Below are 19,222 nucleotides of genomic sequence, written 5' to 3' on the forward strand. Positions count from 1 at the left end.
CGATGGTGGTCACTGCCGGCTGCCTCCCCGCGTCGGTGGGGGAGGGCGGCGCGTGCGGTCGACCCTCCCCAGAGCCGGGAGCCATCATAGGGGCCGCTCGGTGCCGGTGGAACCCGCACCGTCCCCCTGTGGACACCGAGCGTGTCGCTCGTGGCCGGTCAGTTGGGCGTCGTGCCGCCCTCCCGGTCGGTGCACACCTGACCCGAGGTGGCGTACGTGTCCGTCGAGTAGACGGCCAGCACCGTGAAGCAGTAGTCCAGCTTCGGGCTCAACCCGTTCACCGTGTAGCGGGTCTGCCCCGCGTCCACAGTGGCCATCACGCCCAGCTTCTGCCCGGCCCGCCCGCCGGCCACCACGAACGGCACCCCGCCGCCCGTCGGGTCCGTCCAGGTGACCGTGATCGTGGTGGTGTCGTCCTGCAACCGCAGGTCGCCCGGCGGCGGACCGCTCACCTTCGGCTTCGCCGCGGTCGGCGCCGGCCCGGGCGGCGGCGCCGGGTCGCGGTTGAGCAGCACCGCGCCCACGCCGACGGCCGCGGCCACCGCGACGACCACGGCACCGGCCACCACCGCCACCACCGTCCGGTTGCGGCCGCGCGGCTCCGGCTCCTCCGCCACCGGGTACGCGGCCGGCTGGTGGAACGCCGGCGGCACCGCCGGCCAGGCCCCCTGACCCGGGTACGGCTCGGGGTCCGGCCGCGTCGACTCCGGGAACTCCAGCAACGCGTCGTATACCGGCAGCGGCCGGTCCGCCCCGTCCTCGACCTCCGGGACCGGCTCCGGATCCGCCGCCACGGGTGCGTCCACCACCGGCTCGGGACGCGGGTCGGCGGGCCGGTCGAGCGGCTGCGGCGGCGCAGCGCTGCTCCACGGCGGTGCGGTCATCCCCCAGGGCGGCACCGGCGAGGCGCTGACCGGCGCCGCGGCAGGCGGGCCGCTCACCGGCGGCGGGTAGCCGGTCGTCGGCGGCCCGCTCACCGGGTACCCGGGCGGGCCACTGACCGGATGAGCGGGCGGGCTGCTGACGGGGTAACCCGGCGGGCCGCTGACGGGCTGGCCGGGCGGGCCGCTGACGGGTTGCGGTGGCAGGAGCCCTCCGTGGCCATGCGGCGCGGGGAAGGCCGGGCCGCTGGCGGGCGGGGGCGGGAAGGGCGCGGCGTTGTCCGGCTGCGGAGGCACGGCCGGCCTACTGGCGGCCGTGGACGGGTGGCTCGCGCCGTCGCCCTGTTGCGTCGGAAACGCCAGGCCACTGGGGTGCGGTCCGCTGACCGCCGGTGTGCTGACGGATGGTCCGCTGACGGGCGCGCTGACGGGTGATCCACTGACAGGCGGCGGGTTGACGGGCGTCGCGCTGACGGGCGGCGCGCTGACTGGCGGTGCGCTGACTGGCGGTGCGCTGACCGGAGGTGCGCTGACCGGCGGCGCATTGACGGGGGGTGCGCTCACGAGCGAGTTGCTCGGCGGGGGCGCGCTCGCGGGCGGGCTGCTCACCTGAGCGGGGGTGCCGGCACCCGGCGACGACGAGGCAGCGATCCGCTCGGCCTCCTCCCGGAGCAGCGGGCCGATCTGCTGCACCTGGATGGTCGGCTTGTCCCATCCCGGCGCGGGGGCTGCGGGGGCGCCGCCGCGTTCGCCCACTCCGGAATCCGGCACGTCCTGAGCGGGGGACACGGGCGTCCGGTGTGGTGGGACGGCCGTCGCGGGTCCGGCTGCTGGTGGGGCCGAGGTGGGTTCCGCGGTCGGAGCACCGGACGACGGCGGGGCGGAGACCGGGATGGGCGGTGGCGGAGGAAGCACGCCGGACCCGGGCGGAGCTGAGGTCGGGGCCGGGATCCTCGGCGCCGGCGGCACGGTCGCCGGGGTCGGTGGAACCATCGGTCCGGGCGCGGAGTTCGGCGCGGCCGGCCCCGGGGCGGGCGCGGGCGGCGTCGACACGGGTCGGACCGGAGGCGGGATGACCGGCGCCGGCGGCAACGGGATCGACGGCGCGGCGGGCGGCGCGGAGCTGGGCGCGTGCGGCATGGGGTGTGCGGTAGGCGAAGCCGGCGTCACCGGGGCGGGATTGGGGGTCGACGCCGGGACCACCGGAGGTCGAGAAGCGACCGGCGTTACCCCGGGCGCTGGCGGTACGGCGGTGACCGGCGCAATCCCCGGCGCGGGCGGCACCGGCGCCACGGGCGAAATTCCGGGTGCCGGCGTGACCGACGTAACCCCGGGCTGCGGCGACACGGCCGTGGCGGGGGCAACCCCGGGCGCGGGTGGCACGCCCGTGCCCGGCGGCCCCTCGGGCGCTGGCGGCGCGGCGGCGGGCCGGGGCGCTTCGGTGGGGTCGGCGGCAGGCGGATGGGGGAACCGGGTCGTCGCCTCCGCTGGCGGCGCCCAGCCAGCATGCGGCCCGCCGACCGGCGCACCCGGCCCGCCCGGCCCGAACGGCTGGGTTGGGGGAGCGGACGTCGGCGCGGTGACGGCCGGAGGCGGCGGCAGCGGCGCCGAGACGGGGGTGGCGCTGACCGGCACGGGTGGCGGGGGCGGTAGGTGGGTCGCCGGGCCGGGAGCGGGCGGTGCCCAGGGGGCCGGTCGGGCCGGCCCTGGCGGGGGCGCCCATTCGGCGCCGGGCACCGGCGGGACGGCACCGGGCACCGGCGGGACGGCACCGGGCACCGGGGGGACGGCACCGGGCACCGGCGAGACGGCGGTGGGGGCCGGGGGGACCGCAGCAGGCATCGGCGGGACTGCGGCGGGAGCACCGGCGCCGGGCGGGGCGGGCTGCGACGGGTACGGCTGCTGCACCGCCGGCAGCGACATGGTCGGCCCGGACAGCGCCCCCGGTTCGGGCTGGGGGCCGGCAGCGGCGCCGGAGCCGCCGGGGTGGGGGCCGGGCGCTACGGGAGCGGCGGCGGAGCCGCCGAGGTAGTGGCGGGCTGCGCGTACCGCGGGGTGGTCCGGACCGAGCACGGCGGGCCCGGCGGTGGCCACGCGGGTGTAGTTGCGGCGGGCCTCGTGCCGGTTGCCGAGTTCCTCCGCCACGCCGGCCAGGTCGAAGCTGAGCGCGAGCATCAGCGGGTCGCTGTCGGTGCGGCGGCGCTCGCCGGCCGCGTACGCCTCTTCGAGGACCCGCCGGGCGGCGGCGGGGTCGTCGGCCTCGCGGTGCAGTCTTGCCAGCAGGTGGCCGGTGGCGAGTACGTCGGGGTGGTCCTCACCGTAGGCCGGTCGGGCCGCCGCGATCGCGTCGGCGAGCAGGCGGCGGGCGGTCGCCAGGTCACCGGCGGAGCGCAGCGCGAGGGCCTGGTGTTGAGCGGCGGTCAGGGGGGAGGGGTGGGACACGTGAGCAATGCTGCCCGGAATCGCCGGTTCCTCGCTACCCACCCCCCAGCATCCGGTCTCGGCCGCCGTGTCGGGGCGCCAGCCCGGCCGGCTGACCTGGGGATACGCGGCGGCGTGATGGCGATGTGCATGATCCACCTGGGCCGTGTACAGTAATGCCCCGTGCGGCCCACCGGGGCGGCCGAACCGGTGAGAAGATCACCTCGGTCGACAGGGTAGGCTGGACGAGCAGGTCCGGGTGGCGGAATGGCAGACGCGCTAGCTTGAGGTGCTAGTGCCCGTATAGGGCGTGGGGGTTCAAGTCCCCCCTCGGACACCAGAAGATCCCAGCGGTGCGTGGCAAGATCTACACTTGCCCGCACCGTTTGTGTTTCCGGGTCCTAGGGCTCGACTGGTGATCGTGGTGGTCGGGGAGTGGACGCCGGTCAGCCCTGCCGCTGTTGCCCCTGTGGTCCTACCAGCCGCGCAGTGACCTGCCTCAGTGGCTGGCTGTTGTTGACGACCTTCTTCATCCGTTGCCACGCCGTTCGGGCTGGAGATCCGCCCAGCACGCCGCCCAGACCCCCACCGCCGCCAGCCACCGCCCCGCTGTTCTGAGCCAGTTGCTGGGTGGTCTGTCCGAGCTGTTGGCCGACCTGCTGGGTGGTCTGCTGCAGCGTCTGCGACAGCGGCCCGTTGGGCCCCAGCGCCTCCTGCGCCGTCTGCCCGACGTGGTCGAGCGTCCGCGCCAGCGGCCCCTGCGGCCCGAGCGCCTGTTGAGCTGTCTGCCCGACCTGGTTCACGGCGGTGTCCACCGTCTTGACCAGCGACTCGATGATCTGGGGGTTGCGCTCGATGGTGCGGAGGGCGCTGTCGAGAATGCCGCGGAGCTCTTCGAGCCGAACCTCCAGCATCGCCTCGGCCTCAACGCCCTTGATGTCGATCTTCACCGTGCCGAGCTGCGCCTGAACGCCCACGTCGAGCTGGAGCAGGCTACCCAGTCGGGCTCGCAGTGAGACGGAGGCCTCCAGGTCGTCGACCTCGACGTAGATCTGTTCGACCTTGGCCTGCGGGATCTGGAGGACGACGTCCGGGTCGGACATCGTCTTGCTGCTGTGCCCGCCAGTCGGCTGGGGAAGGTCGTGCTCACCGCGCTGCTGGGCGGCAGAGCTTTCGCCTGGCCGCTCGGCACCTGTTGGACCGCCGGCGGGACCGAGGTTCTGGCCCCGACCGGACACTCCCGCGCCCTCCTCGGCGTCGCGCTGGCGATCGACCTGCTCGCGCGGTTGCGCGGGCGACTCCCGTGCGCCCGTGCCCCGGCTCTCCGGTTCGGCCATCCCGCACTCCTCGGGCCTCGCCTCGCATGCGGACCGGATGGAGCCCATCATCGCTAGGTGGCTCCGATCCTCGGCCCACCCCCTCGGACCGGGTCGCGGTCTACCCGTGTGCCGAAGCATCAAACGGCTCACCGGTGCGGCCGAGGAGACGGCGGATCAGCTGCGCCTGAAAGCGCGGGGCAAGAAGTTGACCACCTGCTCCCACCCGTGCCCGCGCGCTCACGACGAGCCAACGACGGGCAAAGCTGCGCCACCGGGTCGTTCATGGCTGTGTGCGCCCGGGGCCAGGCCCTCTATCACGTCATCCAGGGAGTGAGCAGTGGTCGGCGCCTTCGCCTGCGGTGTGGTGGCTGATTCCGTCGGGCTGGTCGGCACCTTCTTCGTGGCCGCCGCGCCGACCGGCGTGGCGAAAGACCTCCGTGCCGGCACCGAGAGGGAGCACCATGACAACGGTCGGAGGGGCTCACGACGAACAGGTTGGTGCCGGTGGGCGGCGAGCCCAGCTACCCGTTAGGAACACCGATGACCCACAGCGAACGGCACCGCCCGGAGATCGTCGTCGGACTGGTGGCGACCCCGCCGGACTACCCGGCCCGGGTGGCCGCGCGGCTCACCGCCGAGCTGGCCGACCGGCTCGCCGAGCGGGTGGACGCGGACGTGCGGTGGACCGTTCGGGAAGGCTGGGGTGAGGTGGCGCCGCGCCGCGACGGTGGCGTTGAGGCGCTGCTCGACGACGTGGCCGAACGGCGCACCGGCGACCGGTGGGACGTCGCAATCTGCCTGACCGACCTGCCGCTGCACACCGAGGGCGGGCCGCTCGTCGCGCAGACCTCCGGCCGGCGCCGGGTCGCGATGGTGTCCCTGCCCGCGCTGGGACTACAGCAGCTGCGAGCAGCCCGCGCGGCCGTTCCGGAACTGGTGAGCCGACTGCTCACCGACGCCTCCGACCAACGGGTGCCGCCGGCCGACTGGGCGCCGGCCGAGATGGCAAGCCGGGTTGCGGCCATCCACCAGGTGGTCGGCAAGGCCGGGGAACTGGGATACGTGGCTTCGCCGCTCATCGGCCGGGTGCGGCTGTTGGCCGGCATGGTCCGCGCCAACCGACCGGGACGGGCTCTGCTGGGCCTGTCCAAGCTGCTCGTCGGCGCCTTTGGCGCCACCGCGTTCGCGCTCACCACGGACACCGTCTGGCAGATGGGGGATGCGCTCGGCGGACTCCGCCTCACCGTGATCATGGCACTCGGCCTGACCGCGCTGGTGGCCTGGCTGATCGTCGCCCACGGCCTGTGGGAGAAACCAGACCGCGAGACACCGCCTGAGCTGGCCCGGCTGTTCAACCTGGGTACGATCCTCACCCTCACCCTGGCCACGGCCGTGTCCTACCTGGTCCTGTTCGCTGGAACGGTGCTCGTCGCGGCGCTGCTGATCGACACATCGGTGCTGGAGCAGACCCTGCAGCGGCCGGTCGATGTCACCGACTACCTGACGCTCGCCTGGATCACCAGTTCGCTGGCCACCGTCGGTGGCGCCATCGGCTCCGGGCTGGAAGACGAGGAAACGGTGCGGGCCGCCGCTTACGGGTACCATCCCGAACCCGGCGGCTGGCGGGACGAGAGGGACGGGTAGCCGCACCGTGGGCGGCAGTCGGCTCCTGGTCGGCCGGCGTTTCGCCAGCCGATTGCAGTGACGGTGGGCTCATCCGGACGTCCTCTGAGCCGCCGGACCTGCCGTGCAGTCTGCATCAGCCATCGATCGGCGGGGTTCAGGTGGTCTGCGACGGGTATGCCGACTCCACTAGTTCGCCGCCCCGGCTCGCCATGGACCGGGATGCTCGGCCAGGTGCGATCGGATACGGAGGCTACCCGTGACTCGACTGGCAGTCCGAGAGGAAGCGAAGGCCAGGCAGGAGGAGGTGCAGCGGCGGGGGCGCGGGCTCGGCTGGATGAGTCTCGGTCTGGGCGTGGCACAGCTGGCGGCGCCGGACACGGTGCGCCGGATCAGCGGCGTCGACGACTCCCCGACGTCGCGGGCGGTGGTGCCGCTCGTCGGGGCGCGGGAGCTGGTACACGCGGCCGGGCTCCTGGCGAGCCGGCGCAAGGGCGCCTGGACGTGGACCCGTGTCGTGGGCGACGCGATGGATCTGACCTCGCTCGGAGTAGCCCTCGCGCACCGGTGCGGGAGCGGCCGGCGGCGGCTCCTTGGTGTCACTGGCGCCGTCCTCGGGATCACGGTGCTGGATGTACTGACCGCCGTGCAAGCCACCCGGGCGAAGGGGATCGGCTCCGCGCCGGCGGTACGGGGCGCACGCAGAGGAGGGCCCATGGAGTTGACAGCCACGACAACCGTTCGCAAGCCCCCGTCGGAGGTCTACGCGTTCTGGCGCGATCTGGGCAACCTCCCGACGTTCATGGCTCATCTCCAGGAGGTCCGCGCCACGGGTGACCGTACGAGCCACTGGTCCGCCAGCGCTCCGTTCGGCAAGAACGTCGAGTGGGACGCCCAGATCATCGACGAGGCGGCCGGCGAGAAGATCGCGTGGCGGTCGACCGGCAACGCCGACGTGCCGAACGCCGGCACGGTTCGGTTCATGCCCGCCCCGGACGGTGTGAGCACCGAGGTGCACGTCGTCCTGACCTACGACATCCCGGGCGGCGCGGTGGGCAAGGCGGTCGCCAAGTACTTCGGCGAGGAACCGCACCAGCAGCTCGACGACGATCTGCGCCGGCTCAAGCAGGTGCTGGAGACCGGCGAGGTGGTCCGCTCCGACGGCGCCCCGTGGGGCAAGCGGGCCCGCAAGGAGTTCCCGCAGCGTCCGGCGCAACCGCTGTCGGCTTCCGAACTCGCGAAGGGAGCGGACGCGTGAGGGCGAACACCTGGGTGGGCCGCAACAAGGTCAAGGTCCGTGACGTACCGGACCCGAAGATCCTCAACAAGCGCGATGCCATCGTACGGATCACGTCCACCGCGATCTGCGGCTCGGACCTGCACCTGATCGACGGGTATGTGCCGACGATGCAGGACGGCGACGTCATCGGCCACGAGTTCATGGGCGAGGTGATCGAGGTTGGCTCAGGAGTGCCCGCCGACAAGCTACGGGTCGGCGACCGGGTCGTCGTACCGTTCCCCATCGCCTGCGGTAACTGCGGTGCCTGCGCCGCCGAGCTGTACTCCTGCTGCGAGAACTCCAACCCCAACGCCGGGATCGCGGAGAAGATGTTCGGTCATCCGGTGGCCGGCATCTTCGGCTATTCACACCTGACGGGCGGCTTCGCGGGCGGTCAGGCGCAGTACGCGCGGGTGCCGTTCGCCGACGTCGGTCCGTTGAAGATCGAGTCCGATCTGACCGACGAGCAGGTGCTGTTCCTCTCCGACATCCTGCCCACCGGCTACATGGGTGCGGACCTGTGTGACATCCAGCCCACCGACGTGGTGGCGGTGTGGGGCGCCGGCCCGGTCGGCCAGTTCGCCATGGACAGCGCCCGGGTGCTCGGCGCCACGAAGGTCATCGCCATCGACAAGGAGCCGTACCGGCTGCAGATGGCGGAACGGGCGGGCTACACGACGATCAATTTCGAGGAGGTGGACGTGCGGTCCCGGCTGCTGGAACTGACCGGTGGGCGGGGACCGGACAAGTGCATCGACGCGGTCGGCCAGGAGGCCACCCACGGCAGTGCACACGTCCACGCCTACGACCGGGTCAAGCAGGCGGTCCGCTTGGAGACCGAGCGCCCGCACGCGCTGCGGCAGGCGATCATGTCGTGCCGCAGTGGTGGCATCGTGTCGGTGATCGGCGTGTACGGCGGTTTCCTGGACAAGTTCCCCTCCGGCGCGTGGATGAACCGAGCGCTGACCCTGCGTACCGGGCAATGCCACGTACAGCGCTACATGAAGCCGCTGCTGCAGCGCATCGAACGCGGCGAGATCGATCCGACCCGGATCATCACCCACACCCTGCCGCTCGACGAGGCGGAACGCGGCTTCGACATCTTCAAGAACAAAAAGGACCACTGCGAGAAGGTCGTCCTCAAGCCCTGACGACCACCCGCATCCGGCGACCGCGGCGTGCGCGGTCGCCGGATGCGGCGCCTGTCGGGAGGCGCCGGTCACACTGATTCGCATTGCGGCCGGCGGGGGCCTGGGTGTTTGCCGCGGACAACCCTGGGTAGGCACGCTCGGTGAGCGCCCCAGAAACGGAGCTCGGCACCCGGTCGGACACCAGCCGTGCCGTGGCGTTCAGCGACGCCATCTTCGCCATCATCATCACGCTGCTGGTCCTGGACCTCCGGGTGCCGGACGTCCCGCCCGGCCGCCTCCTGTCCGGCCTGCTCAGCCAGTGGCCGGCTTACGTCGCGTATCTCGCGTCCTACTCCTACGTGGCCGTCGTCTGGCTCAACCACAAGGCGGCATTCAACCGCATCCAGCAGACTGATCGCGGCCTGCACTGGATGAACCTGTTGGTGCTGTTCACCACGGCGCTGCTGCCGTTCCCGACAATCGTCGTGTCGCACGCCCTGCAGGAACACGACAACGCGGACCAGCGTGTGGCCATCGCCTTCTACGCGCTGATCGGCGCGTGGCTGTGCGCGACGTGGCTGGCGTTCTACCACTACCTGGCCCGGCACCCCGACCTGCTGAAGGAACAGGTCAAGCACGAGTTCTTCCGCGTCGAACGGATCCGGGCCCTCGCCGGAGTCCTCCTGTACGCCCTCGCGGGAGTGCTCGGCTACCTGGTGACGCCGCTGGTCGGCCTCGCCATCTTCCTCCTCCTGCCCGCCTTCTACGCCGTCACCAGCGCCGGCCTGTACCAGTTCCGGGTGACCCGCCGGATCAGCCACCGCCCTCCGCCACCATCCGGCTGAGGGTGGGCGGACCGCCGTTTCACCCCGGCGGGCGCGGGTACCCGCCGCAATCAGGTTCGAGAGGGGATTCCAGGTGAACTACACCGAGTTCATCCAGTCCGTGGCAGCGCGACCGAAGGTTCCGCCGGGGCAGGCGGAACCGATCACCCGGGCCACGCTCGAGACGTTGGCAGAACGGATCACCGGCGGCCAGGCGAGGGACCTCGCCTCTCAGCTCCCTGAGGAGCTGCGAGGGCTGGTGGACAGGCCCACTGAAGATCCGGAACGGTTCGGGCTCGCCGAATTCTTCCAACGGGTGCAGTCACGGGCCGGGGTGGATCGCCAGGTGGCCACCGACGCAGCACGGGCGGTGCTGGACACCCTTCGTGAGTCGGCCAGCGCGAAGGAGTACGGAGACTTGGTCGACCAGCTGCCCCAGGAGTTCTGGCAGTTGACCGGGCCGGGGACGGGACAGCTCCAGCCCCGCCGGGTCGGCACCTGACCGGGCCGGTCGGTGCCCGGCTCGACTCCGGATGTCTCGCGATCGGCAGCTGCACGCCGCCGACCGCCGCAAGCTTCTTTCGCCCACCGCCGAGCGGACGCGCGGACGTAGACGCCGTCCGCCAAACCGATCCGCGACGCTACAACATCTCCAGCGGTTGCGGGCCGGCCGGCGGCGGAAACGCCGTATCGAGTGCCGCCACGTCCTCCTCGCTCAACTGCAGGTCGCGAGCTTCCGCGTTCTCCCGGGTGTGTTCCGCGTTGGACGATCGAGGGATGGCCGCAACCCTCTCCTGCCGCAGTAGCCAGGCCAGCGCCACCTGAGCGGGCGTGGCCCCGTGCCGGGCGGCGACCTCCGCGACCTGAGGATGGCCGAGCAGTCTGCCCTGCTCGATCGGCGAGTACGCCATCACCGGGATTCGGTGCTCGCGTAGCCACGGCAGCAGGTCGTACTCGGGACCCCGGCGGGTGAGGTTGTACAGGATCTGGTTGGTCGCGCAGGAGTTCCCGCCCGCCTCGAGTAGATCCGTCATGTCGGAAAGATCAAAGTTGCTCACGCCCCACTGCCCGATGTCACCGGCGTCGACGAGTTCGGCGAACGCCTCGATCGTCTCCGCGAGTGGATGTGTGCCGCGCCAGTGCAGGAGGTAGAGGTCGATGTGGTCGACGCCGAGTCGTTGCAGGCTGCGGCGACAGGCCTGCACGGTTCCCCGTCGGCTGGCGTTGGACGGCAGCACCTTGTCGACCAGGAAGACGTCGGCTCGTCGTCCGATGATCACCTCTGCGACGAGTTCCTCGGAGGCGCCGTCACCGTACATCTCGGCGGTGTCGATCATGGTCATGCCCAGGTCGAGCCCCGCGCGTAGGGCGGCTATCTCGTCTTGCCGCCTTCCGGGGCGCTCGCCCAGGTACCAGGTTCCCTGGCCGAGCACGGGCATGGTCTGGCCGGACGGTAGCTCGATCGCGGCGGCAGCGAGGGTCATGGCGGCCTTTCGGGAGCCTGGGTACCAGTGGTCGAGTGCGTTACCCGCTGCGACAGGAAGCAGTCTCGTAGCGCGACCTTCCTGCGCGCAGGCTCTCTGTGAGCGGTGGGCGTATAGCGGATTGTCCGCCCACCGGTGGCGTTCGGTGGCCGGTTTCCCGGTGCCGTCACCGGGAAGGCGACCGCGAGCGATCGATGCACCGCCGAGGGGGCGGTGCCGCGAAGGGAAGGCCGCAGAAATGGCGCAGAGCCAGCAGCCACTGACCGGCAAGCGAGTCGCTTGCCTCGCCGCCGACGGGGTCGAGGACGTGGAGTACACGCAGTCCCGGGCCGCCGCGGAGCAGGCGGGGGCCGAGGTCCACCTGATCTCATTGAATTCCGGCGAGATCCAGTCAATGAACCAGGACATCAACCCGGCCAACCGCTATCGGGTGGACCGGACCGTGAACGAGGCCAACACGGCCGACTACGACGCCCTGCTGCTGCCGGGCGGGACGGTCAATCCCGACCGGCTCCGGATGAACCCGCAGGCGATGGACTTCGTTCGGGCGTTCTTTGAGCAACAGAAGCCGGTGGCGGCGATCTGCCACGGCCCCTGGTCGTTGGTCGAAACCGGGATGGTCAACGGGCGGACCGTCACCTCGTTTCCCAGCCTGCGCACCGACATCCGCAACGCGGGCGGGACCTGGGTGGACCAGCAGGTACAGGTTGACAACGGCCTGGTCACCAGCCGCAGCCCCAGCGACCTTCCGGCCTTCTGCGCCAAGATGGTGGAGGAGTTCGCCGAGGGCAGACACGTCCGCCAGATGGCGACAGCCTGACCCAAGGTATTGAACATCCCGCAGCACTGATATCTGCGGGATTGCGGGACGCGGGGCCGGGCGAGGGGGCCGCACCGGCCCCGCGGGCTGTCCGACGAAAATCGCTGCACCGGCCCGATCAGGCGCGACTATGGTGGCCCGATGTCCGCCACCGCGCACGTGCGTGAGCTCACCCTCGACAACCTCACCGACGCCTGGCAGCTGGGCCGGCACGCCTTCGGCTTCGACCCGCAGCCGCCACCGCAGGTCACCGTCGCGCTGCCCGGCCTGACCCGCTACGGCGCGTTCGACGCCACCGGCCGGATCCTCGGCAGGGCCGTCGACCTGCACCACGAGCAGTGGTGGTCCGGGCGCGCGGTGCCCGCCGCCGACGTCGCCGGGGTCGCCGTTGCCCCCGAGGCCCGCGGCCGGGGCGTGGCCCGTGCGCTGCTCACCGGCCTGCTGCGCGGCGCCCACGACCGGGGCGCCGCCGTCAGCGCCCTGTTTCCGACCGTCACCGCCCCCTACCGCGCCTGCGGCTGGGACGTCGCCGGGGTGATGCGCACCGTCGACCTGCCCACCGTGGCGCTGCCCCGGCACCGCCCGGCCGCGCACCTGAGCGTCCGCGCCGGTACGCCCGCCGACCTGCCCGCCGTCGCCGCCCTCTACGAACGACTCGCCCGGGACCGGCGCGGGCTGCTCACCCGACGCGGCGCCCTGTTCGACGCGCACACCAGCGCCGACACCCTGCCCTTCGACGGCCTCACCCTGGTCGAGGAGGACGGTCGCCTCGTCGGCTACGCCGCCTGGGACCGTGGTCGCGGCTACGGCGACGACGCCGTGCTCACCGTCGAGGACGTCTTCGCCACCACCGCCGACGCCGCCCGGGAACTCGTGGGCGTCCTGGCGAGCTGGCACAGCGTCGCCCCGAAGGTGCGGCTCTGCCTGCTCGACGGTGACGCCGTCAGCGCCCAGCTGCCGCTGGAAGCCGCCCGCGAACACGAGTCGCAGCCGTGGATGCACCGACCGGTGGACGTCATCCGCGCCGTCGCCGCTCGCGGCTGGCCCGCCCACGTACGCGGCACCGTCGAGTTCCACCTCACCGATCCGCTCGCCGACTGGAACACCGGCACCTGGCGGCTGGCGGTCGCCGACGGGTCGGCCGAGCTGACCCGGATCAGCGGCGACGCCGACCTGCACCTGACCATCCGCGGCTTCGCCCTGCTCTACAGCGGCGCCAGCACCGCCGCGTCCGTCGCCGACGCCGGTCTGCTGTACGCCACCGGCGCCGACCCGCGGACGCTGGACCTGCTCGCCGCCGGGGGAGCGGCGCAGCTGCTCGACTACTTCTGACCCGCGCCGCGCCCCCGCCGTCGCCCGCGCCCGGCGTCGGGCAGCTCGGGGACCGGCGCCGTCCGGCCCTGCGGTGCGAGTGCCGCGACGGTGCCCGGGCCGCCCGCCCAGGAGGTGAGGCGGCCCGGCCGCCGGTCAGTGCGCGTGGTGGTAGGCGTGTACGAGGGCGTGCCCCTTGCCGCGCGAGATCAGCCACCGGTTGACCGGCGTGGTGAGCACGAACGCCACCAGCAGCGCGAACGCCCAGCGACGCCCAGAACACCCCGCTGGTCGGCCCGGCCTCGGCCTCGTCGGCGCGGCCGGGGGTCTGCGCACCGCGATGGTCACCGCCGCAGTGATCGCCGCGTTCTGCCTGATCCCGCTGCTCAGCCGGCCGGTTTGCGAGGCCCGCCAGCTGAGCCGGGCATAGGGCTGGTCAGACGATCTCGACGAGCGCGGCGGACTGGACGATGCCGACGCCCTCGCTGTAGACAACGGCGAGGTCGCCCGACGAGAGCTCGCCGGATTCGAGCGCGACGTGGAGGGCGGCGATCGGGTCCGCTCCGCCGAGATGGCCCACCTCGCGTCCTCGGTCCTCGCTGGAGCGGGCTGGTGCGATCCCGCCCAGGTAAGGGAAGTAGTCCTCCTCGAGGACGTGCCGCCCGTTGAACGGCAGCACGATCCGGGCTATCCGCTCGCGCTCGACGCCGCCGTAGGCCAGCACGCGGTCGATCACCACGGTGATCCCGGCGCTGCGCATCTTCCAGGCGTCGTCACGGGTGATGTCGGACGTCGCGTAGAAGGCGCGGGAGCGCTCGGACAGCTTGACCGGGAGGCCCACCCCGTGACCGAACACGCGAGGCCCGCGGTGGGCCCCCTCGAGCGCTGGCTGCGTGTAGGTCGCGGTCGCGAGCAGCCGGGCGATCCCGCGCTCGCGGGACACCACCAGAGCCGCTCCGCCGTCGCCGAGTGGGATGTCCGGGTCGGCCGTCCACCGGTCGATGACCTCGGTCGGCTGCCAGCTCTCGGCCGCCGTGAGCAGGGCGGCCGGGCGCTCGTGGTCGGCGGTGAGGTGCGCGGCTGCCCACCGCATGCCGCTCATCACGCCGTCGCACCCGTGCATCACCTGGGCCAGGTCCCGGAAGCCGCCCTGGCCGAGTTCGCGTTCGAGCCAGGACGCGGGATTGGACATACGCGGCGACGGATCCAGGACGGAGGTGTGCACGAACAGCCCGACGTCGTCGAAGTCGTATCCCGATCCGGCGAGCGCCGATCGGGCCGCGCGGACGGCGTAGGCCCCGGGGGACACATCGGGCGGGGCCACAGCGACGGACCGCTGCATCGTGCGGTCGGCGAGCTTCGCTGGATAGCGGCCGTCGGCTACGGCGTCCGGGACGGTGACCACCGGCGGCAGGTCGACCGCCGTCGCCGCAATGTAGATATTCTCCCAACGCGCCACGGTGGCTCACCCTATCAGGCACATCGATTTCCAGTGATCCCTGCGCGGTTGTCCGGCCGGATCTCGTGCTGCGCCTGCAGCCGGCGCCGTGTCGCCGGATCGGGCCGGTGGAGGTACATCAGTCCGTGCGGCGGCATCAACGGGCTGAGCGATCTCCTGCTCGGTGGCCTGATGGTCGGCACGGCGCTGGCGCACGCCGCTGTCGCCGGGTCGCATCGTGTTCGGCGTCGTACTGATGCTGAACTCGTTCGCAACCAAGGCGTCGATCAACCGGGCCGTCAACTCGGTGTCGTTCTGGCTGTAGAGCCCGGAGCCGTTGTTCGCGTTCGCCGCGCACCACGCCAGGGACCTGGTCCGGTTCCCACTGTCGATCTACCCGTTCGCGCTGAAGGCGGCGCTCGGGCTCGTGCTGCCGTTCTCCTTCATCAGCTTTTCCCGGTCGCGTACGCGCTCGACGCGGGCACTCGGGCTGGGCCGGCATCCTGACCCCTGCCGCCCCGGTCCACTGCGCCGCCCTCGCGCAGACCACCTTTTCGCGCGGGGTCCGCCGGCGCGAAATGGGCGGGCGACTGATCGACGCCGGTCACGTGATCTGTCGTCGTGCGCCGATGTGATCAGGGTTGAGCGCAGGGGATGCCCAACTTATGATCAGTACTCACGTGTAGTCAGGCGAGTCCACACGCGACGGTCGCAGCCGGTTGGCTGTGGCGACGAACGAAACGGGGGCTCGACGTGACACGGGAACGCTTTGGCGGCGGCTATGAGTACCACTTGGCTGAGTATTGCAATCTGCGGTGTGCGCATTGCGATCAGGCGTCGTGGATGTCGCCGGTGAAGTCCGCCGATCTGAAATCGTTCCGCCGGGACATGACCGCGTTGGCGGCGGTGACTCGGTGCCTGGCCGACGGTCCGGGCGTCGTGACGGCAGGTGCGCGCGAGCTGACCCCGCAGGACGCTCCTGCACTGGTCGTCGGTGCGTGGCCGGACGACTCGCCGGGTCCCCCGGACACGACAGTCTCCCAGGACCATTCGCGGCCGGCGTCCCTGCGCAACGAGCACCTGCTCGGCCTCACGACGCCGCTGGACCCGGTGACGACATCGCGCGTGGACGGTGCCCAGGTCCTCCGAGTGGCCAGCGCGGTGGTCCTCGATGCCTGACGCGCCGCACCGGATCGCCGTCGTCGGCGGCGGCCTCGCCGGCCTCGAAGCGGCGGTCGCGGCTGCCGGATCCGGCGCGGTGGTGGAGGTGTTCGAGGCGGGGCCGCGGACCCGCACACGGCACGTCGACTGGGACACCGGGATGCACGCTGGCGACGAGAAGGTCCAGCCGTGGACGAGCGACGGCTGGGGCGCCGGCGGCGGCCTGTCGGAGCGTCTCGGCGGCCGGTCTCTGTGCTGGCACGGGGTGCTGCTCGGCTTGGAGCCGGCCGCCCTCGCGGACTGGGATCCGGAATGGTCCGGCCGCCTCGCGGGCGCCGACGGGTCTTACGAGGCGGTCCTCTCCGACCTGCTCGCCGACTTCCCCGAGCTGGCGGCGACCGGGTCGCATCCGGGACTCGCGGCGTGCGGGCTCCGGCCCGTCCCGCAGGCGGCGCGCCTTGACGCGCACGGCCGGTTCGAGGCGTACAGCCCGCTCGCCCGCGCGCTGGAACTCGGCGCCGATGGGCGGATCCGGTTCACCCGCGGGCGGGTGCGGGCGGTCACGCCGGAGCGGGACGGCGTGGCCGTCGACGTCGGGACGCAGCGGCGGCGCGGCTTCGACAGCTGCGTACTCGCGTCCTCGGCCATCGGCAACGCGCGGCTGCTGGCGACCTCCCTCGATCGCGATCTCGCGACGACCGTCACTGACCACTTCTGCGTCGGTGGTTTCGTCCGCCTGCCGCCCGGGCCGCCGATCGCGCCGTTTCGCCACCGGATGCTGTGGAGCGGGTTCGCCGAGGTGCCAGAGATCGGCACGAATGTGTTCGTACTCGAACGGCCGCCGCTGCCCGGCGGCGACCGACTCGTGCAGATCCAGGCCGTCATCGAGCAGCCCGCTCCGTACAGCGAACTGACCGTCGAGGCGTCCGGTCGCACGCACGTCCGCGCGCGGGTCTCGGACGCCGACCGCGCGCTCCTGAGGACCGCTCGGGTGGAGGTCCGGCGGCGGGCGGAGCGACTGGCCGGCGGGCCCGTCACCGACCTCGCGCCCGACACCTCGTCGGACACCCCCTGGTCCGGTCACGACGATGCGCTCGCGGCGGTGTCCGGGGCTGCGGCCCTCGCCTACTGCCGGTACGACGTGCCGTACGGGTCGTTCGAGCACGAGGCGTGTACGCACCCGATCGGCGGTGGGCCGGTGGAGGTCTCGCGCGGTCTCGAGGTCGTCGAACTGCCGGGGGTGTACGTGGCGGGGCCGGGGACGTTTCCTCGGCTCGGGGCCGCGAACCCGGCGTTGACGATCATCGCGATGTCGCGCTGGCTGGGCGAGCGCCTGAGTTAGAGTTCGCGGTGCCCCCGCCGGACCTTGTCGAGCGCCGCCGCGATGTCGTCGGTCTGGTCCGGCGGTCCCAGCAGCGCGGCGTGGTGGAGCAGCAGTGTCGAGGCGGCGAATCGCTCGGCGCCGGGGAAGTCGCGGTCGATCGACCGGCGCCGGCCGGCCTCGGACCAGACGGCCGCGAACCGGCGCTTGGTCTCCGGCCGGAACAGCACGCTGCGGTGCAGAGGAGCGTCCGGTGCGAACAGCGGCACGCCCTCGGCGTTAAGCGCCTCGGCGACCCGGGCGATCGGCGCGTCGCCGAACGTTCCCGCTGTGAAGCGGACGCCGTACCGGAAGATCGACCGCTTGGTGACTCCGGCCGGAAGCGGGATCGGCGCGAACGGCCCGAGCGCGGCCAGGGAGGTCTCCAGCGCGGTCGCGCCGCGCTCACGCCGCTCGTGCTCGTCGTCGAGCCGCGGGAGCCGGTCGATCAGCACGGCGGCGCAGAACTCCGGCATGCAGTAGTTCGCGCCCATCGCGGTCCCGGCCTTGACCAACTCCTCGTCACCGACCGTCACCGGTGTGTCCGGGTATCGGCGGGAGTCGGCGCGAAGCTGCTGCATCCGCACGTAGAGGTCCTCGTCGGACGTGACGACGGCGCCGCCCTCGCCGGCGGTGAGCACCTTGCCGTTCTGGAAGCTGAAGGCCCCGACGGCGCCGAATCCGCCGACCGGGCGGTCCCGCCAGCGGGCACCGTGCGCCTGCGCGCAGTCCTCGACGACCTCGATCCCGGCCTCTTCGGCGACCGCGAGGATGCCGTCGAGGTCGGCGACCGTGCAGTTCAGGTGTACGACGATGACCGCGCGGGTGCGCTCGGACAGCACCGCGAGCAGCGACTCGGGCGTGATGCACCCGGTGTCGCCGTCGACGTCGGCGAGCACCGGCAGCCCACCGACGCGCAGCACCGCCGTCGCCGGCGCCACCCAGGTCATCGTCGGGACGACCACCTCGTCGCCGGGGCCGATGTCGAGCGCCTCCAGTGCGAGCACGAGCGCGCTCGACCCGTGGTCGACGCTGACGGCGTAGGGGACGTCGTTGTAGTCGGCCCAGGCCCGCGCGAACCGGCGTTCCAGAGAACTGGTGCCGTCGCTGCGCCAGCTCAGCGCCCACCGGCCCGAGCGTAGGCAGTCGATCAGGGCCTTCTCGGTGGCGTCGTCGAACAGCGGCCAATCGGGCCAGGCGCGATCACGTACGGGTTGACCGCCGTGGAGGGCGAGGGTGGTGGTCATGTGGTCGGCTGCTGTCGGGTGTAGGGGCGGGGGACGATGATTTCGGGGTCGATGAGGTCGGCGAGGTCGGTGGGGGGTCGGGTTAGGAATTCGATCTGGGCCTTGCCGGACAGTTGCCGGTTGGGTGTGGATCGGGCCCAGGAGCCCAGGCAGTAGCGGCAGGCGTCAAGGGGTTCCGAGCGGCGTATGAGCGCGTCGAGGTCGTGGTGCAGGTCCGGGTTGTCGTGCAGTGCGACACCGTCGGCTTCCCGGTTGTCGAAGGTGATGCCGCGGGCGGCCAGCCGCTGCGGGGTCCACACCGCCGGGGAACACATGTAGTAGCGGCCCTCGTGAATGGTGTGGCAGCTTTCCAGGTGCGCGAGGTCGCAGTTCTGGAAGACCATCTTGACGAACTCGTCGTCGCGGATCTCCTCGACCAGGAGCCGTTGGGCGAACTCCGGCGTTTCCTTGCGCCAGACCCAGATGCGGTGCTCGTCGGCTTTCTGCTGGACCCAGTCCCAGTCGAACCGGTGCCGGACCCCCGGATAGATCGTGATCCACAGCCCGTCGAGCAGCCCCCACAACTCCTCGGGCGCCTTGTGCAACAACGTACCGTTGGTCAGCAGCACGATCCGCTCGGCGATCCCGATCTCCCGCGCGACGCGCAGGAACTCCAGAATTCCGGGATGCTGCAACGGCTCGCCACCGCCGAACTTCAACTCCCGCACCCGCATCACCGCCGCCAACGCGGTCATGTCCCGGCGGAACGACTCCAGATCGGCGAACTTCACCGGCAACATCCACGACGCCTGATCACAATGCTCACACCGCAGATTGCAATGCTCAGCCAAGTTGTACTCGATAGCCGGCCGCCAAAGCATGTCCCGTGTCACCGTCGAGCCCCCGTTTCGTTAGGCGTAACTATCTCTATGAGGATCTTCTACT

Annotated in this window: 17 protein-coding genes, 1 tRNA gene and 1 pseudogene; 12 read left to right on the forward strand and 7 right to left on the reverse strand. The window is 72.0% G+C overall.

The window, feature by feature from the left end; genetic code table 11:
* Positions 1–158 precede the first annotated feature (158 nt).
* Entirely contained in the window at positions 159–941 is a 783-nt protein-coding gene (locus GA0070603_RS32695) for a fibronectin type III domain-containing protein (RefSeq protein WP_425270526.1), read from the reverse strand.
* A 256-nt stretch (positions 942–1,197) separates the two neighbouring features.
* On the opposite strand from GA0070603_RS32695, the gene GA0070603_RS31670 reads away from it, so the two are divergent.
* A complete protein-coding gene (locus tag GA0070603_RS31670; RefSeq protein WP_167544457.1) occupies positions 1,198–1,494 on the forward strand; it encodes a hypothetical protein in 297 nt (98 codons plus the stop codon).
* 1,655 nt (positions 1,495–3,149) lie between these two features.
* Here the strand turns inward: GA0070603_RS31670 and GA0070603_RS32700 are convergent.
* A pseudogene (locus GA0070603_RS32700) lies at positions 3,150–3,461 on the reverse strand (hypothetical protein); the annotation flags it as partial.
* Positions 3,462–3,555: 94 nt separating this feature from the next.
* Here GA0070603_RS32700 and GA0070603_RS30315 point away from each other — a divergent pair.
* A tRNA-Leu gene (locus tag GA0070603_RS30315) sits at positions 3,556–3,642 on the forward strand.
* 106 nt (positions 3,643–3,748) lie between these two features.
* Here the strand turns inward: GA0070603_RS30315 and GA0070603_RS30320 are convergent.
* Positions 3,749–4,639 carry a hypothetical protein gene (locus tag GA0070603_RS30320; RefSeq protein WP_139131951.1) on the reverse strand — a complete coding sequence of 297 codons (891 nt, stop codon included), beginning with the start codon at positions 4,637–4,639 and terminating at the stop codon, positions 3,749–3,751.
* Between the two features lie 597 nt (positions 4,640–5,236).
* On the opposite strand from GA0070603_RS30320, the gene GA0070603_RS30325 reads away from it, so the two are divergent.
* From GA0070603_RS30325 to GA0070603_RS30345, 5 genes are all read left to right on the forward strand, one after another.
* The gene (locus tag GA0070603_RS30325; RefSeq protein ID WP_244282655.1) at positions 5,237–6,265 is read left to right on the forward strand and encodes a DUF2267 domain-containing protein; all 1,029 of its coding nucleotides are present in this window, start codon (positions 5,237–5,239) and stop codon (positions 6,263–6,265) included.
* Positions 6,266–6,959: 694 nt separating this feature from the next.
* Complete coding sequence (locus tag GA0070603_RS31810) at positions 6,960–7,502, forward strand: SRPBCC family protein (protein WP_208862969.1); 543 nt, start codon at positions 6,960–6,962, stop codon at positions 7,500–7,502.
* A complete protein-coding gene (locus GA0070603_RS30335) occupies positions 7,499–8,674 on the forward strand; it encodes a zinc-dependent alcohol dehydrogenase (protein WP_091321079.1) in 1,176 nt (391 codons plus the stop codon). Before GA0070603_RS31810 ends, GA0070603_RS30335 begins: the two co-directional genes overlap by 4 nt.
* Before the next feature lie 140 nt (positions 8,675–8,814).
* Entirely contained in the window at positions 8,815–9,498 is a 684-nt protein-coding gene (locus GA0070603_RS30340; protein WP_208862970.1) for a TMEM175 family protein, read from the forward strand.
* A gap of 73 nt (positions 9,499–9,571) precedes the next feature.
* Entirely contained in the window at positions 9,572–9,979 is a 408-nt protein-coding gene (locus tag GA0070603_RS30345; protein WP_091321083.1) for a DUF2267 domain-containing protein, read from the forward strand.
* Positions 9,980–10,118: 139 nt separating this feature from the next.
* Here the strand turns inward: GA0070603_RS30345 and GA0070603_RS30350 are convergent, their stop codons facing one another.
* Entirely contained in the window at positions 10,119–10,961 is an 843-nt protein-coding gene (locus GA0070603_RS30350; protein ID WP_091321085.1) for an aldo/keto reductase, read from the reverse strand.
* A 238-nt stretch (positions 10,962–11,199) separates the two neighbouring features.
* On the opposite strand from GA0070603_RS30350, the gene GA0070603_RS30355 reads away from it, so the two are divergent.
* The 3 genes from GA0070603_RS30355 to GA0070603_RS31675 all read left to right on the forward strand — a co-directional run bounded on the left by GA0070603_RS30355 (position 11,200) and on the right by GA0070603_RS31675 (position 13,522).
* Complete coding sequence (locus GA0070603_RS30355) at positions 11,200–11,781, forward strand: type 1 glutamine amidotransferase domain-containing protein (RefSeq protein ID WP_091321087.1); 582 nt, start codon at positions 11,200–11,202, stop codon at positions 11,779–11,781.
* Between the two features lie 141 nt (positions 11,782–11,922).
* Positions 11,923–13,113: a GNAT family N-acetyltransferase gene (locus GA0070603_RS30360; RefSeq protein WP_091321090.1), complete on the forward strand. Its 1,191-nt coding sequence runs from the start codon at positions 11,923–11,925 to the stop codon at positions 13,111–13,113.
* 175 nt (positions 13,114–13,288) lie between these two features.
* Positions 13,289–13,522: a hypothetical protein gene (locus GA0070603_RS31675; RefSeq protein WP_167544612.1), complete on the forward strand. Its 234-nt coding sequence runs from the start codon at positions 13,289–13,291 to the stop codon at positions 13,520–13,522.
* Positions 13,523–13,528: 6 nt separating this feature from the next.
* On the opposite strand, the gene GA0070603_RS31680 is transcribed toward GA0070603_RS31675, so the two are convergent.
* On the reverse strand, positions 13,529–14,551 hold the full coding sequence (locus GA0070603_RS31680; protein ID WP_167544613.1) for a ketoacyl-ACP synthase III family protein: 1,023 nt from the start codon (positions 14,549–14,551) through the stop codon (positions 13,529–13,531).
* Between the two features lie 732 nt (positions 14,552–15,283).
* On the opposite strand from GA0070603_RS31680, the gene GA0070603_RS30375 reads away from it, so the two are divergent.
* Positions 15,284–15,709 carry a hypothetical protein gene (locus GA0070603_RS30375; RefSeq protein WP_139131952.1) on the forward strand — a complete coding sequence of 142 codons (426 nt, stop codon included), beginning with the start codon at positions 15,284–15,286 and terminating at the stop codon, positions 15,707–15,709.
* Complete coding sequence (locus GA0070603_RS30380) at positions 15,702–17,033, forward strand: GMC oxidoreductase (protein WP_091321097.1); 1,332 nt, start codon at positions 15,702–15,704, stop codon at positions 17,031–17,033. Before GA0070603_RS30375 ends, GA0070603_RS30380 begins: the two co-directional genes overlap by 8 nt.
* Here the strand turns inward: GA0070603_RS30380 and GA0070603_RS30385 are convergent.
* Both GA0070603_RS30385 and GA0070603_RS30390 read right to left on the reverse strand, forming a co-directional pair.
* On the reverse strand, positions 17,030–18,298 hold the full coding sequence (locus GA0070603_RS30385; protein WP_091321099.1) for a DegT/DnrJ/EryC1/StrS aminotransferase family protein: 1,269 nt from the start codon (positions 18,296–18,298) through the stop codon (positions 17,030–17,032). The two genes, GA0070603_RS30380 and GA0070603_RS30385, sit on opposite strands and share 4 nt — an antisense overlap.
* Complete coding sequence (locus tag GA0070603_RS30390; RefSeq protein WP_091321101.1) at positions 18,295–19,158, reverse strand: radical SAM protein; 864 nt, start codon at positions 19,156–19,158, stop codon at positions 18,295–18,297. The genes GA0070603_RS30385 and GA0070603_RS30390 overlap by 4 nt, the downstream gene beginning before the upstream one ends.
* Between the last annotated feature and the right edge of the window lie 64 nt (positions 19,159–19,222).

This window comes from Micromonospora chersina (genome assembly GCF_900091475.1).
GTDB classification, from domain to species: domain Bacteria; phylum Actinomycetota; class Actinomycetes; order Mycobacteriales; family Micromonosporaceae; genus Micromonospora; species Micromonospora chersina.

Bases quoted from the DNA above. Each gene is read 5' to 3' on its own strand.
- GA0070603_RS30320 (WP_139131951.1), bottom strand. From the start codon at position 4,639: ATGGCCGAACCGGAGAGCCGGGGCACGGGCGCACGGGAGTCGCCCGCG.
- GA0070603_RS31810 (WP_208862969.1), top strand. From the start codon at position 6,960: ATGGAGTTGACAGCCACGACAACCGTTCGCAAGCCCCCGTCGGAGGTC.
- GA0070603_RS30350 (WP_091321085.1), bottom strand. From the start codon at position 10,961: ATGACCCTCGCTGCCGCCGCGATCGAGCTACCGTCCGGCCAGACCATG.
- GA0070603_RS30355 (WP_091321087.1), top strand. From the start codon at position 11,200: ATGGCGCAGAGCCAGCAGCCACTGACCGGCAAGCGAGTCGCTTGCCTC.
- GA0070603_RS30360 (WP_091321090.1), top strand. From the start codon at position 11,923: ATGTCCGCCACCGCGCACGTGCGTGAGCTCACCCTCGACAACCTCACC.
- GA0070603_RS30380 (WP_091321097.1), top strand. From the start codon at position 15,702: ATGCCTGACGCGCCGCACCGGATCGCCGTCGTCGGCGGCGGCCTCGCC.
- GA0070603_RS30385 (WP_091321099.1), bottom strand. From the start codon at position 18,298: ATGACCACCACCCTCGCCCTCCACGGCGGTCAACCCGTACGTGATCGC.
- GA0070603_RS30390 (WP_091321101.1), bottom strand. From the start codon at position 19,158: ATGCTTTGGCGGCCGGCTATCGAGTACAACTTGGCTGAGCATTGCAAT.